Genomic DNA, 14,312 nt, shown 5'->3' on the forward strand with positions numbered 1-14,312 from the left:
TGGCCCGGCCGGTCAGCGGGTGCGTTCGGCGCGGCGCAGCAGCCCGGCGGCGAGCAGCCCACCGGCCAGGACCGCCACCGCCCCGGCGGTCTGCCCGGTGACCAGCGCCGATGAGAAGGCGTCGGTGACCCGACCGCGTTCGGTATCGCCTGCGGCGGCCAGCGCGGCCGGGTACGACCCGGCGCCGGCCACCGCGACCGGCGCGAGCGCGGCGAACCGGGCGTTGAGCACCGCGCCGAGTACGGCGATGCCGAGGCTGCCGCCCACCTCGGCCATGGTGCCGTCGATCCCGGCGCCGACGCCGGCCTTGGCCGGGGGGATGGAACTCATCACCGCCTCCACGATGGCCGGGTTGGCCAGGGCGCAACCGAAGCCCATCACCAGCAACCCGGTCAGCAGCACGGCGTAGCCGTCGGTGCGGACGTGGGTGACCAGGGTGAGGCCGGCGGAGAGCAGCACCATGCCCAGCGCGATGGCCCCGGGCACCCCGAGCCGGCGGATCAGGCGGGTGGCGACCCCGCCGAGGTTGAGCAGCACGATGGACAGTGCGAACGGCACCATCCGTAGCCCCGCCTCCCAGGCCGGGTAGCCGCGGACGAACTGGAGGTCCTGGGTGAGCAGGAACAGCGCGCCGGTGGACCCGAAGGTGATCAGGACGACGCCGGTGACCGCGCCGACGAACCGCCGGTCGGTGAAGAAGTGCATGTCCAGCATGGGAGCGGCGATCCGCCGTTCCCACCAGACGAACGCGGCCAGCAGCAGCACGCCGACACCGGCCGCGCCGAGCACCGGCGGTGCGGTCCAGCCGCGCTCGGGGCCGTCGATGATGGCCCAGACCACGCCGGTGAGGCCGGCGGTGGACAGCAGCACCCCGCCGATGTCGGGCCGGCCGCCGACCGGGTCGCGGGATTCCGGCACCAACGCCAGGCCGGCCACCAGGCAGACCAGCACGATGGGCACGTTGACCAGGAAGATCGCCCCCCAGGGCAGGTGGGCGAGGATGATCCCGCCGATCGGCGGGCCGGCGGCGTAGCCGAGAGCGCTGGTGGCCGCCCAGATGCCGATCGCCCGGGAGCGTTCGGCCCCGTCGAAGACCTGCATGGCGACGGCGAGGGTGGCGGTGACCAGCAGCGCCCCGCCGACCCCCATGCCGGCGCGGGCGGCGATCAGCTGGTCACCGGAGCGGGCCAGCCCGGCGGCCAGCGAGCCGACGCCGAACAGCACCAGGCCGGCGACGAGCATCCGGCGGCGGCCGTAGCGGTCGGCGGCGCTGCCCGCGGTGAGCAGCAGCCCGCACTGCACCAGCGCGTACGCGTTGATCATCCACTGGATGTCGGTGGTGCTGGCGTCCAGTTCGGTGGTGAGCACCGGCACCGCCACGGTGAGCACGGTGTTGTCCAGCACCACGGTCAGCTGGGCGAGGCAGAGCACCGCCAGGATCAGCCAGCGCGACCGCAGCGGCGTCGCCGGGCCGGGGGGCGCGGCGGGCAGCGCGGTGGTCATCGGGGCGGGGCGTAGCGGGCGAGCGGATTGGTCAGGGTGCCGGCGAACTGGAGCGCCGCCGACGGGTCGGCGAGGTCGACCATCTGCTGGTTGTTGCGCAGTTGCAGCCGGTTGAGGCAGGACAGGGTGAACTCCGGGGCGAACAGGTCGTGCCGGCGCAGCCGGTCGGCCAGGTGCGGCACCCGGGCGGCGTAGTCGCTCGCGCAGTCGGCGACGGTACGCCAGAAGTCGTCCTCGTCGAGCACCCCGGCCCCGGCCAGCACGGCGTTGAGGTGGCGGAAGAAGCAGTCGAAGACGTCGGTGAAGATGGTCAGCAGCTGCTCGTCGTCGGGGATGGCGGCGCGGACCCGGCGCACCAGCGGTGGCAGGTCGGCGTCGGGGTCCATCACCACGATCTCCTCGGCGATGTCCTTGAAGATGACCCGCTCCACCACGCCGTCGTGCAGCACCAGGATGACGTTCTCGCCGTGCGGCATGAAGGCCAGCCGGTGCGCGTAGAAGCTGTGCAGCAGCGGCACCAGGTAGGCGTCGAGGTAGCGGCGCAGCCACTGCCGTGCGGGCAGGCCGGACTCGGTGATCAGGGCGGCGGCCAGCGACCGTCCCTCGCGGTCGGTGTGCAGCAGGGCGGCCATGGTGGACAGTCGCCGGCCGGGGGCCAGGCCGGGCACCGGGCTCTCCCGCCACAGTGCCGCCAGCATCTTGCGGTACGGCGAGTAGCGGTCGGTGGCCGCCTCGTACTGCGGGTGGCGGTAGCCGACGGCGGCCCGCTCGCGCAGGATGGTCAGCCCGGTTCCGGCGAGCACCGGGTCGCCGGTGACCAGGTCGAGAAGCCAGTCGTTGATCGCCGGGGTGGCCTCCATGTAGGCCGCCGACAGGCCGCGCAGGAAGCCCATGTTCAGCACGGACAGCGCGGTCTTGACGTAGTGCCGGCGCGGCTCGGTGACGTTGAAGAAGGTCCGGATGGACTGCTGCGGCAGGTACTCGTCGGGGGCCTCGCCGAGGCAGACCAGCCGTCGGCGGGCGACCTCGCCGGCGAAGGTGACGGCGAGGCGGTTCCACCACTGCCACGGGTGTACCGGGATGAGCAGGTAGTCGTCGGGGTCGACGCCGGCGTCGGTCAGGGTGGCGGTGAACCGGGCCAGGGTGTCCGGGCCGAGTTCGGTGTGCAGCAGGGTGGCGTAGTCGAGGTCGGCGGCACTGCTGAAGGTGGCGTGGTCGCGGTGCGCGGCGACCCAGACCAGCCGCACCGGCCGGCCGGCCTCCGGGGCGTACGCGTGGTATTCGCCGATACCGAAGCCGATCCGGCCGTTGTTGGCCACGAAGCACGGATGGCCCTCGGTCATCCCGGTCTCGATGGCCTGGAAGTCGGCGCGGGCCAGTTCGTCGGCGTCCACCGCCGGCCGGGTCAGCTTGAACGCCGTGCCGGCCAGAGTGGAGGTGATCTCCTCCAGGTAGACGGGGAGCACCTGGTCGCTGAGGCCGAGCGCGCCGCGTAGTTCGAGGCAGAGGTCGACGGCGTCGAGCGGCAGGTCCTCGTCGCCGCGCCGCCGGGTGATGCTCTCCGGGTCGATCTGCCAGTGGTCGAGGGTGAACCGGCGGGCGGTGAAGCGGTACTCGACCGTGCCGTCGTCGGTACGGACGGCCCACCGGTCGTCCCCGGTGGCGGCGGGCTCGATCAGGCGTTCGTGGGCGAATTCGGCAAGCGCCTTGGCGACGAGCAGCCGGTTGGCCTGGGCCCAGGTGGCGGGGGTCAGGTGGGCCACGGATGCGGCGGGGTTCACGCGGGCACGTCTCCTCGGGTGGCGGCCAGGAACTGGTCGCGGGTGCAGACGCTGAGCAGGGCGTCCTTCTCCGGTTTGCGGATCGGTCCGACGACGGTGAAGCCGACGGCGGCGTTGAGGGCGTGCACGGCGGTGTTGCGCACGTCGGGTTCGACGACCACCCGTCGGGTGGCCGGGTCGGCGAACAGCCAGTCCAGCACGGTGGTGATGACGGCCCGGGTGAAGCCGTGCACCGGCCGGTCGGTGGGGGCGCAGAGGAAGTGCATGCCCACGTCGCCGTCAACCGGCGGATAGAGGCCGACCAGTTCGACCCGGGCCGGGTCGTAGCGTTCGGCCAGGAACGTCGGTTCCCCGCGCCAGCAGCCGAGGTACGCGTCGTGGTGCGGGTGGTCGGCGATCGCCCGGTACTCCCGGGCGACCCGGTCGACGTCGGCGTCCTGCATCAGCCAGAACGCCGACTTCGGGTGGGTGACCCAACGGTGCAGCAGCCCGGCATCGCCCTCCGGGTCGAGGGTGCGCAGGGTGAACTCGCCGAGGGCCGGGTCGTGCCGGCGGTGCACGACGGGGGTCACCGGGTGCCGCCGGCCGGGACGCCGAACTCCTGGAAGGCGATCCGCTGCTCGATCGGGTAGTGCTCGCGTCCGGTCAGCTCCCGGATGATCCAGGAGTTGCGGTACGGGCCCATGCCCAGGTCGGGTGAGGTGATGCTGTGGGTGTGGGTGCCGGCGTTCTGCAGGAACACCTCCCGGCCGGTGTGGTCGATGCTGTAGTTGCGGGCCACGTCGAAGCGGCCGTGGGCGTCGAAGCGCAGCCGGTCGCGGATCGGGTCGAGGAACTGCGGCACCCGGTAGTGGTAGCCGGTGGCCAGCACCAGCCCCTCGGTGTCGAGGGTGAGGTCCCGTTCCTGTTCGATCTGGCGCAGCCCGAGGGTGTAGCGGCCGGTGGCCCCGTCGTAGCGGACGCTGGTGAGTTCGGTGTTGGTCAGCAGCCGGGTCGGCACCGGCCCGTGCACCCGGTGGGCGTAGAGCAGGTCGAAGATGTCGTTGATCAGGTCGGCGTTGATCCCCTTGAACAGGCTCTTCTGGGTGCCCTCCAGCCGGTAACGGGTCACCTCGGGCAGGGCGTGGAAGTAGTCCACGTAGTCCGGCGAGGTCATCTCCAGGGTGAGCTTGGTGTATTCGAGGGGGAAGAAGCGCGGCGACCGGGTGACCCAGTTGAGCTGGTAGCCGTGGGTGCCGAGGTCGGTGAGCAGGTCGTGGTAGATCTCGGCGGCGCTCTGGCCGCTGCCGACGACGGTGATGCTGCGCTTGGCCCGCAGCGCCGCCCGGTGCTCCCGGTAGCGGGAGTTGTGGATGACGTCGCCGCCGAGGTCCCGGCAGGCGTCCGGGACGTACGGCGGGGTGCCGGTGCCCAGCACCAGGTGCCGGGCCCGGTGGGTGACCGGTTCGCCGTTCACCACGGCGTGCACCACGTACCGCTCGTCGGCGGGGTCGTACTCGACCGAGGTGACCCGGTGGCCGAAGCGCACCGAGGACAGCTTCGCCGCCGCCCAGCGGCAGTACTCGTTGTACTCGTGGCGCAGCGGGAAGAAGCTCTCCCGGATGTAGAACGGGTAGAGCCGGCCGACCTCCTTGAGGTGGTTCAGGAAGGAGTACGGCGAGGTCGGGTCGGCCAGGGTGACCAGGTCGGCGATGAACGGCGTCTGCAACCGGGTGGCGTCCAGCAGCATGCCGGGGTGCCAGTCGAACTCGTCGCGGGCTTCGAGGAACAGCCCGTCGAGGTCGTCGAGCGGCGCGGTCAGGCAGGCCAGCCCGAGGTTGTACGGGCCCAGCCCGACGGCGATGAAGTCGTGGGTCGACACAGGGGTTTTCTCCAGGGCGGGGTGGTCAGCCGACGGGGCTGGGCAGCTAGGCGGTGGCGCGGGTGCGGGCGTACCAGCCGGCGTGTTCGGCGATCAGGTCGCACACGTGGGCGATGTCGTCCAGGGTGGTCTCGGGGTTGAGCAGGGTGAGTTTGAGGTGGTGGGCACCGTCGACCTTGGTGCCGGCGACCAGCGCCGCGCCGGAGGCGGCCAGCGCCTCCCGGGCGTACAGGTTGGCGTCGTCGACGACGTCGCGGCCGGCACCGGGGGGCAGGTAGCGGAACACCACCGTGCTCAACTGTGAGCGGGTGACCACCTCGAAGCGGGGGTCGTCGGCGAGCAGCCGCCAGGCGGCGGCGGCAAGGTCGACCACCTCGTCGAAGAGGCTGCCGATGGCGTCGGGGCCCATGATGCGCAGGGTGAGCCAGAGCTTGAGGGCGTCGAACCGGCGGGTGGTCTGCAGGCTCTTGTCGACCTGGTTGGGGATGCGCCGCTCGACCATCCGGGCCGGGTTGAGGTAGTCGGCGTGCCAGGTGGCGTGGCGCAGTACCCGCCGGTCGCGGACGACCAGGGCGCTGGAGCTGACCGGCTGGAAGAACGACTTGTGGTAGTCGACGGTGACCGAGTCGGCCCGTTCGATGCCGGTCAGCAGGTGCCGCCGGGTGGGCGAGACCAGCAGACCGCAGCCGTACGCGGCGTCGACGTGCAGCCAGACCCCGGCGGCGGTGCAGATCTCGGCGATCCGGTCCAGCGGGTCGATGGTGCCGAAGTCGGTGGTGCCGGCGGTGGCGACCACGGCGAGCACGGTCTGGCCGTCGCGGCGGCACCGGTCGAGGGTCTCGGCCAGTTCGTCGGTACGCATCCGCCGGCCGGCGTCGGTGGCGATGGTGAGCACCGCGTCGGCGGCGAGGCCGAGCAGCTTGGCGGCCTTCTGGACGCTGAAGTGCCCGGCGGTGGAGGTGATGATCCGCAGCCGGGACAGCACCTCGGGCCGGCTGGGCCGGTCAGGGCCGCCGCCGACGATCCGGGCGTACGCCTCCTCCCGGGCCAGCAGCAGCGCCTGGAGGTTGGACTGGGTGCCGCCGCTGGTGAAGATGCCGTCGGCGGCCGGGCCGAAGCCGATCCGCCCGGCGGTCCAGTCGACCAGCCGGCGTTCGATCAGGGTGCCGCCGGCGCTCTGGTCCCAGGTGTCCAGGGAGGAGTTGACCGCGCTGAGCACCGCCTCGCCGAGCAGGGCGGGGATGACGACCGGGCAGTTGAGGTGGGCCAGGTAGCGGGGGTGGTGGAAGTAGACCGCGTCGCGCAGGTAGACGTCGTGCAGTTCGTCGAGGGCGGCGGTGGTGTCGCCGAGCGGTCGGTCCAGGTCGATGCCGGCGACGCGGGGGGCCATCTCGTCGGGGGTGATGCCGGTGCCCGGCCGGTCGACGCCGGCCACCCGGGCCGCGACCCGGTCGATGCCCTCGGTGACGGCCCGGCGGTAGTCCTCGACGGTGCCGGCGGTGAACAGGTGGGCGCGGGGTGGGGTGGGACGCGTCCCGGTCACGGGGGCCTCGATTGTGGATCCGGGCAGGCTCATGAGCAGTCCTCGACGGTCGGTGACGGGGGCGCGGGCGGGACGGGAGCGGGTCAGGTCGTCCCGGCGGCCCAGTTGATCTCGCCTAGTTAGGTTATCCTAACCTAAATGCTTGTCAATGCTGACACCCCGCCCCCCGAGCACCGGTTCAGCCGACCGGGGTGACGTCCGGAACCGCCGGCTCGGCCGGCCGGATCGTGCCGGCCCGGAACCGGCGCTGGTGGCCCAACCCGACCAGGACGCCGACGGCGACCAGCACCACCGAGGCGAGCGCCACGGCGGGATACCCGACCCGACCGGCGGCGGCCAACCCGACCGAGGCCGCCAGGAACGAACAGATCAGCCCGAACGACGACAGCACGGTGAAGTCGGTGCCCCCGGTGCCCGGCCGGGAATAGTCCATGTTGACCACGTAGAGCACGACGTTGGCCACCGTGTAGGCGGCCATGAAGCAGCACAGCGCGGCCACCGTCGGCCCCAGCGGCGCCCGCCCGTTCAGCAACGGCAGCAGCATGACGGTGGAGACCGCGAGGGCCGCTCCCCCGACGACGAGCAGCCGTGCCCGGCCGAACCGGTCCACCCCGACCCCGGCGAGCAGCCCGGCGACGATCGCCGGGGCGCTGATCACCACACCGGTGACCACGCCGATGCGGGAAAGCGACCAGCCCGCGTCGACCAGCGCCGGGGTGACCAGGGCATAGGCCGCCCCGGCTCCGGTGTAGACCAGCGGCACCACGCCGAAGGTCCACCAGCGGCAGCCGGGCTGCCCGAACACCGACAGCAGCGCCCGGTACGCCTGTCCGGCGCCGGCCACCCGGGCCACCCGGTCCGGTTCCCGCAGCCGCCACACCACCAGCAGGCCGACGGCGGTCAACGCGGCCAGCAGACCGATCGCCGGCAGCCAGCCGAACCGGTCGTAGACCAGCACGCACGCGCCGCCGCCGAGCAGGTTGCCCAGGTAGCTCGCGGCGACCTGGATGCCGTTGCCGGCGCCCCGGGTCCCCTCCGACAGCACCCGGACGGCGACCGCGTCGACGGCGATGTCCTGGGTGGCGGAGAGGAAGACGTAGGCGGCGCAGATCGCCACCACCGGGCCGAGCTGCCGGGTCGGGTCGGCGAACGGCAGCAGCGCCAGCAGGGTCAGCACCAGACCGGCCTGCAACGGCAGCAGCCAGGACCGGTAGTGCCCGAGCCGGCGTGAGCCGTACCTGTCGATCAGCGGGGCCCAGAGGAACTTCAGCGGCCAGACCAGGCCGACGAACTGGAGCAGGGCCAGGGTGTCCAGCGAGGTGCCGCCGTCACGCAGGATGGCGGTCAACCCGACGGTGATGAACCCGATGCCGAGGTACTGCGTGACGTAGAGCGTGGTGAGCGTGCCGAGGCGTCCGGTCACCGCGCGCTCCAGTAACCCAGCGCGGTGAGCTGCTGCTTGCCCACGCCGAGGGTGCGCCGCACGTGCCGGGTGAGCGTCCGGGTGCTGCCCGCCTCGCAGGCCAGCCAGTAGTGGGCGTCCGGGGTGGCCGGCAGTTCCGCCCGGACGGTGTCGACGAGCTGCTGCCCGTCCTGCCCGCGCGGCACCCAGGTGACCCGGTGCTGGTCCCCGGCGCGCGGGGTGAGCGCCTGCTCCCCGGGGTGGGCGTACTCCAGCCAGACCGTGGCGGGAATGTCGGCGGCGGCGTCGAGCAGGCTGTTCACCGCCGGCAGCGAGGCGGCGTCACCGACCAGGTAGAGGTGCGCGGGGGCCGGGTCGGGCAAAGCGAAGGCGCTGCCCTGGAGGGTGGCCACGATGGTGTCACCGACCTGCGCGCCGGCCGCCCAGCGGGCCGCACAGCCGTCGTGCAGGGCGAACTCGAGGCTGAACCGGCCGGCTGCCGGGTCCGGGTCGACCAGGGTGTACGCCCGCTGGTGCGGGCGGCCGGCGTCGTCGAACCAGAGCCGGATCCACATGGTGGGGTGCACCTTGGCCGCCGCCAGCAGGCCGCCGTCGTCCATCAGCAGCCGCTGGTAGTGCTCGCCGACCGGCTCGGTGCCGCGCACGGTCAGCCGGAAGTCCCGGCCGCCCATGGCCTTGAGCACCAGGGCCTCCCAGTTCCGTTTCACACGCCCTCCAGGTAAGGTCCGCCTAAGTTAGGCGAGGGTAACTTACCTGGGGAGTCCTGTGGAGAGTGGGACCGGCACCGAACCGGACGGTCGTCCGGCCACCGGCGTGCACCGCGACCGGTGGGGCGTACCGCACCTGTGGGCCGACACCGTCGACGAGCTGGCCCGATGGCAGGGCCGGGTCACCGCCACCGACCGGGGCTGGCAGCTGGAGGTCGAACGGTGGCGGGCCGAGGGCCGGCTCGCCGCCCACGTCGGCCCCGGCGAGCTCGGCTGGGACCGGTTCGCCCGGCGGGCCCGTCTCGACGACACCGCCCGACGCTGTTTCGAACAGCTCACCCCGGCCACCCGGCGCTGGGTCGCCGCGTACGCCGACGGGGTCAACGACGCGTTGCCGGCCGGCGCGGCGGCAGCCCCGGAGTTCGCCGCCACCGGCAGCACGCCCGGCCGGTGGCGACCCTGGTCGCCGCTGGGCGTGTTCCTGGTCCAGCACATCCTGTTCGGCACCTTCCCGCAGAAGCTGTGGCACGCCCACGTCGCCGCCACCCTCGGCCCGCACGCCCGCGACCTGTTCGCCGTCGAGGGGCCCGGCGGCTCCGGCAGCAACGCCTGGGCGTTGCCCGCCGACCCGGTGACCGGCCGCGCGCCGGTCATCGCCGGTGACCCGCACCGGCTGCTCGAACTGCCCGGCATCTACCAGCAGATCCGGCTCGCCTGCCCCGAGTTCGACGTGGTCGGGCTGGCCTTCCCCGGCGTGCCGGGGCTGCCGCACTTCGGGCACGCCGGTGACGTCGCCTGGGCGGTCACCAACGCGATGGCCGACTACCAGGACCTCTACCGCGAACAGCTGCGCCGCGACGGCGACCGGGTGCTGGTCCGCGACGCCGACGGCTGGGTGCCGGCCCACCGGCACATCGAGCGGATCGAGGTACGCGGCGGCGCGACCGAGACCGTCGAGGTGATCGAGACCCCGCGCGGGCCGGTGATCGACCACGACCGGCACACCGGCGAGGCGCTCAGCCTGCGCACCCCGACCCGGGTGACCGGGAACCTCGGCTTCGAGGCGCTGCTGCCGCTGCTGCGGGCCCGCACCGCCGACGACGTCGCCGACGCGCTGCGCGGCTGGGTCGAACCGGTCAACAGCGTGCTCGTCGCCGACCGGCACGGCACGGTGCACCAGCTCGTCGCCGGACTGGTGCCCGAACGCGACGACAGGTGCCGGCGGGAACCGGTGCCCGGCTGGGACCCCCGCTACCGGTGGCGCGGCGACTACGCCATGCCCAAGCCCGTCGAGGTCGGCGAGCCGGTGGTCTGCGCCAACGACAGGCGCGACGACACCGCCGCGCTCGGTGTCGACTTCGCCCCGCCGCACCGGGCCCGCCGCATCCGTGCCCTGCTCGCCGACGGCGTCGCCGCCCCCGACGTCCACCTGGACACCCGGCGTGGGTCGACGGTCCTGCGGGACCTGCTCGCCCGGCTCGACCCGGCCCCGCTGAGCGCGCCGGCCCGACAACTCCGTGACCGGCTGACCGGATGGGACGGTCGGATGGCCGCCGACAGCGTCGACGCCGGGGCGTTCGCCGCCTGGCGGGCCGCGCTGGTCCATCGGCTGGCCGCGCACCCCGCGCTGGGGCCGCTGCACTCCCCCGGCGGCTTCGACCCCCTCTTCGCGCCATGGACCGACCCGCTGGCCCGCATCGGGCACGCCGTGGAGGGGGTGGTCGCCGGGCTGCCCCGCCTCGGCGGCGCGGTCGAACCACTCGCCGCCGCCGCCCTGGAGGACGTCGCCGACGACGAGCCGGCCGGGACCTGGGGACGGCGGCACCTGCTGCACCCGCTGCACCTCGGGGTGTCCGACGCGGTCACCGAACGGGTCGCCGCGATGCAGGCGGCCACCGTGCTCGGCGGTGACACCGACTGCGTGCTGGCCACCTCCAGCGTCCCCGGAGTCTCCGACGCGTGCTGGCGCGGGCCGGTCGCCCGCTACGTGTGGGACCTCACCGACCGGGCGGCGAGCCGCTGGATCGTCCCCTTCGGCGTCTCCGGCCGCCCCGACGACCCGCACTTCGCCGACCAGTTGCCGCTGTGGGCCACCGGTGGGCTGATCCCCGTCGGCACCGACTGGCACACCCTGACCGCACCCCGAGACGAGGACCCCGTGACCTACCAGGAGCAGATCCCCGGCTTCGGTGAGCTGACCCTCACCGTGGTCGACCCGGACGCCCACGCCACGCTGCTGCACGGCTGGGTGACCGAGCCCCGCGCGACGTTCTGGGGCATGGGGTCGTACACCGTCGAGGAGGTACGCGAGGTCTACACGTTCATCGACGGCCTGAGCACCCACCACGCATACGTGGTCGGGTTGGACGGCACGCCGGTGGGTCTGTTCCAGACCTACCAGCCGGAGGCCGACCCGGTCGGGGAACGCTACCGGGTACGCCCCGGCGACATCGGCATGCACCTGCTGCTCGCCCCGGGCCGGCGGCCCCCGCGCGGGCTCACCGACGCGGTCGGCCCGGCGCTGGCCCGGTTCCTGTTCCGCGACCCCACCCGGCTGCGGATCGTAGTCGAACCCGACGTGCGCAACCGGTTCGCGCTGCGCCGGCTGGAACGCGAGGGGTTCACCTTCGCCGACGAGATCGACATGCCCGACAAGCGCGCGCAGTTGGCGTTCCTCACCCGGGAGCGGTTCGAGGCGGACCACCCCGTCCCGGCCTGAGCCGCCCGGCCCGCCGCCCGTCGAGCGGCTGTGCCGGACGGGCAGGCAGGCAGGTCAACACGTACGGATCCGGCCGTTGTGGCCGGCCGGCACCAGTCGTCCCGCGTATACCCATCCCTGCAACGGGTCGGACGACTGGGACGAGCGCATGTCGTCCCCGGGATCGAGTCGTGGCCAACGGATCTTGATCCAGACGCCCGCGACCTCGTCGTCCAGGACCGGATCGAAGCTCGAGGTGGTCGAACAGCCGGCGTAGACCAGGGTCTTGTCCCATGCCGCACCGGCCCGCCTGCCCTCCGGCCCCGGCGACGTGCGGACGAACAGGTGGCCGGGAGCGACGACGAGGTACGGTGCCAGATCACCTGCCGGGGGCGGAACGTCCGCGTAACTCTCGGCCCGCTCCAGTGCCTCTTCGCGGGTGAGTTCCCTGGCGCCGTTCTGGAAGATGTTGGCATTGTTGATGACATCGGCGGCCTGGCCACCGTTCTGCGCCTGCTTGTTGCCGGTGCCACCGGTCTGGGACTGGCTGTCGCCGTGCCCTTCGCCCTGCTCGGACTGCAGGCACGCCACCACACCGAAGAGGACGGTCGCCAGCACCCCGCAGATCGCAACCGCCAGGTTCTTCCTGTTCCAACTCCACGCCATGGCACTCACTCCGCGACTCGGCGCACGACCTCGGAGGTGCGGGACAGCCGACGATCGCTGGGCGATTCGCCGGAATCTCGACCTGCGGTCAATACAAGCACCGGTTTCGATGTCCACCAAGGCCACGAACTGTCCCGAAGGCGACAAAAGCTCACCTGACCCCGCCGCACCGTGTGCCAGTGCGGCACTCCACCCGGCGCGCGGGTACCCGTGAAGTCACCGGTAGTCACCGTTCGACCGTGGTCGAGGGCGGCAACGCGGCTCACGTACGCCCGCCGGCGACGGACGTCCAAACGGCGCGGCGTAATCGGGTCGCGTCCCGACCGGCCGGCCGGGACGATGTGGCGATGTCCGGCACACCCGAGGGGTTCACCTACCGCCTACGCAAGAACGGGGACGTGGAACTGCTGCACCACGGCCGCCTCGCCACCGTGCTGCGGGGCGTCGCCGCAGCCCGGTTCCTGACCGTCGTGGACAGCGACGACCCGCAGGAGCTGATGGCCCGCCTCACCGGCAACTACCGGCACGGCAACGAACGGACCGCCAAACGGCACCCCCGCAACCGGAACCGCTGACCCTGCGCACACCCGTCCCGGACCGGGACCGTCAGCCGTCGACGATCTGCTCGCGGAGGATGTCGGCGTGCCCGCAGTGCTGGGCGAGTTCGCGGAGCACGTGCAGATACACCCACCGCAGCGGGACCGGTCCCATCCGGTGCCCGGACAGGACGTCGTCCAGGCCCAGCGTCGCGGTCGCCCGGCGGGACGCCGCGCAGACCGCCCGGTACGTGTGCCGCACGCTGGCGATCGTGTCGCCGTCGTCGAGCACGAACGACTCCTCCGACGCGACGGGGATGCCCAGCTCGGCGCGCGACCGGCCGGTGACGGCCTCGTCGAACCAGACCCGTTCCACGAAGGTCGCGTGTTTCACCAGGCCCAGCAGCGTGGTCCGGGAGGCCACCAGCGAGCGGCGGGCCTGTTCCTCGGTCAGCCCCTCCAGGCAGCCGTCGAGCGCGGCGCGATGCTCGTCGAGGAACGTCTCGAACTGCGCAGGCAGCGGCTGGGCGACGACGGCTTCGGCGAAGGTCGGCGGAAAGGCGGGCATGCGGGACAGCATCCCAGACTCGCCGGCCGTCGACTGCCCGGGAATCCTCCTGACATAGTGTCGGTCGGACCCGCCCGGGCACGTGGTGGCCGAAGGACCGCCGGAAGGAGGGCCGGGAGATGACCAGGTGTCCGGTCCGCTCCGGCCTTCACCGGGGCGGTCGAGGCGCTCTATCCGGTGGCCTACCGGATGAAGTTCGCCAGCAGGCGGGAACTCGGGCGGGACTACGTGGTTCCGCCGCTGGAGGGCCTGTGGTGGGCCGAGGACATGACGTCCTTCACCAGCGCGCGGGACACGTCGCGGTGGCGTTGGACGCTGATGCTCATGGTCCCCGACTGGATCGCGCCGGGCATGGTCACCGCCGCCGTCGCGCTGGCCGGGGCGAAGCGGCCACCCGGTCGGCTCGACGACGTCCGGCTGGAGCGGCTGGCCGAGGGACGGTGCGTGCAGACCCTGCACGTCGGTTCCTTCGACGACGAGACCGCCGTGCTGGCCCGCCTGCATCACGAGTTCGTCCCCACCCACGGACTGCGACTGACCGGCACCCATCACGAGATCTACCTGAGCGACTTCCGTAGGGTCGCGCCCGACCGCAGGCGCACCATCCTGCGGCAACCGGTCGCCGCCGACACCCGGGCCGTCGGGGAGCGTCGCGGAGCGACCGCCGACGGCAGCGGCCAGCCGACGCGGTAGCGCAGACCCCTGGGGTGCGCCCACGGTCCGCGACCCGACACGAACCACGGAAAGTGACGGGATCCGATATCACTTTCCGTGCTGGCTGCGCACACCGTTGGGGAGCGCGTGCGCGAGGCCGGCCGCCAGGGGTGGCGTCCGGACCCCGGAGAGTGACGGAACGGCCGGTCGGTGCCGCCGGTCGGACCGGACCGCGGGACGGTACGGCGGGAGGCCGTGGAAGTGTCGTACCCGTGGGCCATGATCTTGTGGTCACGGCGACGCCGGCCCGGCCGGCGCACGCCATCAACCATGGTCGACGCCGGGTTTCCGGCGGGTGGGAGGACGAGCGGT

11 protein-coding genes and 2 pseudogenes are annotated in these 14,312 nt (G+C 72.8%); 4 read left to right on the forward strand and 9 right to left on the reverse strand.

The features are described from left to right. Positions 1-12 precede the first annotated feature (12 nt). The 7 genes from ACWCHM_RS12505 to ACWCHM_RS12535 all read right to left on the reverse strand — a co-directional run bounded on the left by ACWCHM_RS12505 (position 13) and on the right by ACWCHM_RS12535 (position 8,818). Positions 13-1,503: an MFS transporter gene (locus ACWCHM_RS12505; RefSeq protein ID WP_204959913.1), complete on the reverse strand. Its 1,491-nt coding sequence runs from the start codon at positions 1,501-1,503 to the stop codon at positions 13-15. Beyond that, positions 1,500-3,284: an IucA/IucC family protein gene (locus ACWCHM_RS12510; protein WP_421488433.1), complete on the reverse strand. Its 1,785-nt coding sequence runs from the start codon at positions 3,282-3,284 to the stop codon at positions 1,500-1,502. The genes ACWCHM_RS12505 and ACWCHM_RS12510 overlap by 4 nt, the downstream gene beginning before the upstream one ends. Beyond that, positions 3,281-3,856: a GNAT family N-acetyltransferase gene (locus ACWCHM_RS12515; protein ID WP_454222517.1), complete on the reverse strand. Its 576-nt coding sequence runs from the start codon at positions 3,854-3,856 to the stop codon at positions 3,281-3,283. The genes ACWCHM_RS12510 and ACWCHM_RS12515 overlap by 4 nt, the downstream gene beginning before the upstream one ends. Next, positions 3,853-5,145, reverse strand: a complete 1,293-nt coding sequence (locus ACWCHM_RS12520) for a lysine N(6)-hydroxylase/L-ornithine N(5)-oxygenase family protein (protein ID WP_454222518.1) — start codon at positions 5,143-5,145, stop codon at positions 3,853-3,855. The genes ACWCHM_RS12515 and ACWCHM_RS12520 overlap by 4 nt, the downstream gene beginning before the upstream one ends. A gap of 46 nt (positions 5,146-5,191) precedes the next feature. Further along, entirely contained in the window at positions 5,192-6,721 is a 1,530-nt protein-coding gene (locus ACWCHM_RS12525; RefSeq protein ID WP_454222519.1) for a pyridoxal phosphate-dependent decarboxylase family protein, read from the reverse strand. 145 nt (positions 6,722-6,866) lie between these two features. Beyond that, positions 6,867-8,111: an MFS transporter gene (locus tag ACWCHM_RS12530; RefSeq protein ID WP_204959923.1), complete on the reverse strand. Its 1,245-nt coding sequence runs from the start codon at positions 8,109-8,111 to the stop codon at positions 6,867-6,869. Then, entirely contained in the window at positions 8,108-8,818 is a 711-nt protein-coding gene (locus ACWCHM_RS12535; protein WP_454222520.1) for a siderophore-interacting protein, read from the reverse strand. The genes ACWCHM_RS12530 and ACWCHM_RS12535 overlap by 4 nt, the downstream gene beginning before the upstream one ends. A gap of 106 nt (positions 8,819-8,924) precedes the next feature. On the opposite strand from ACWCHM_RS12535, the pseudogene ACWCHM_RS12540 reads away from it, so the two are divergent. Next, positions 8,925-10,970: pseudogene (locus ACWCHM_RS12540) on the forward strand (penicillin acylase family protein); the annotation flags it as partial. A 6-nt stretch (positions 10,971-10,976) separates the two neighbouring features. After that, positions 10,977-11,537 (forward strand): GNAT family N-acetyltransferase, encoded by a 561-nt coding sequence (locus tag ACWCHM_RS12545; RefSeq protein ID WP_454223069.1) that lies wholly within the window; start codon positions 10,977-10,979, stop codon positions 11,535-11,537. A gap of 54 nt (positions 11,538-11,591) precedes the next feature. Here ACWCHM_RS12545 and ACWCHM_RS12550 read toward each other — a convergent pair whose 3' ends face one another. Then, entirely contained in the window at positions 11,592-12,191 is a 600-nt protein-coding gene (locus ACWCHM_RS12550) for a hypothetical protein (protein WP_281897749.1), read from the reverse strand. A 338-nt stretch (positions 12,192-12,529) separates the two neighbouring features. Here ACWCHM_RS12550 and ACWCHM_RS12555 point away from each other — a divergent pair, with 338 nt between their 5' ends. Further along, positions 12,530-12,757, forward strand: coding sequence for a hypothetical protein (locus ACWCHM_RS12555; RefSeq protein ID WP_454222521.1), 228 nt, complete (start codon positions 12,530-12,532; stop codon positions 12,755-12,757). A gap of 31 nt (positions 12,758-12,788) precedes the next feature. On the opposite strand, the gene ACWCHM_RS12560 is transcribed toward ACWCHM_RS12555, so the two are convergent. Next, the gene (locus ACWCHM_RS12560; protein ID WP_454222522.1) at positions 12,789-13,286 is read right to left on the reverse strand and encodes a DinB family protein; all 498 of its coding nucleotides are present in this window, start codon (positions 13,284-13,286) and stop codon (positions 12,789-12,791) included. A 135-nt stretch (positions 13,287-13,421) separates the two neighbouring features. On the opposite strand from ACWCHM_RS12560, the pseudogene ACWCHM_RS12565 reads away from it, so the two are divergent. Next, a pseudogene (locus ACWCHM_RS12565) lies at positions 13,422-13,979 on the forward strand (GyrI-like domain-containing protein); the annotation flags it as partial. Between the last annotated feature and the right edge of the window lie 333 nt (positions 13,980-14,312).

Source organism: Micromonospora sp. SCSIO 07396 (assembly GCF_053667945.1).

What these genes read in the sequence shown, in the direction of transcription:
- ACWCHM_RS12505 (WP_204959913.1), bottom strand. Translation starts at nt 1,503, where the DNA reads ATGACCACCGCGCTGCCCGCCGCGCCCCCCGGCCCGGCGACGCCGCTG.
- ACWCHM_RS12560 (WP_454222522.1), bottom strand. Translation starts at nt 13,286, where the DNA reads ATGCCCGCCTTTCCGCCGACCTTCGCCGAAGCCGTCGTCGCCCAGCCG.
- ACWCHM_RS12555 (WP_454222521.1), top strand. Translation starts at nt 12,530, where the DNA reads ATGTCCGGCACACCCGAGGGGTTCACCTACCGCCTACGCAAGAACGGG.
- ACWCHM_RS12525 (WP_454222519.1), bottom strand. Translation starts at nt 6,721, where the DNA reads ATGAGCCTGCCCGGATCCACAATCGAGGCCCCCGTGACCGGGACGCGT.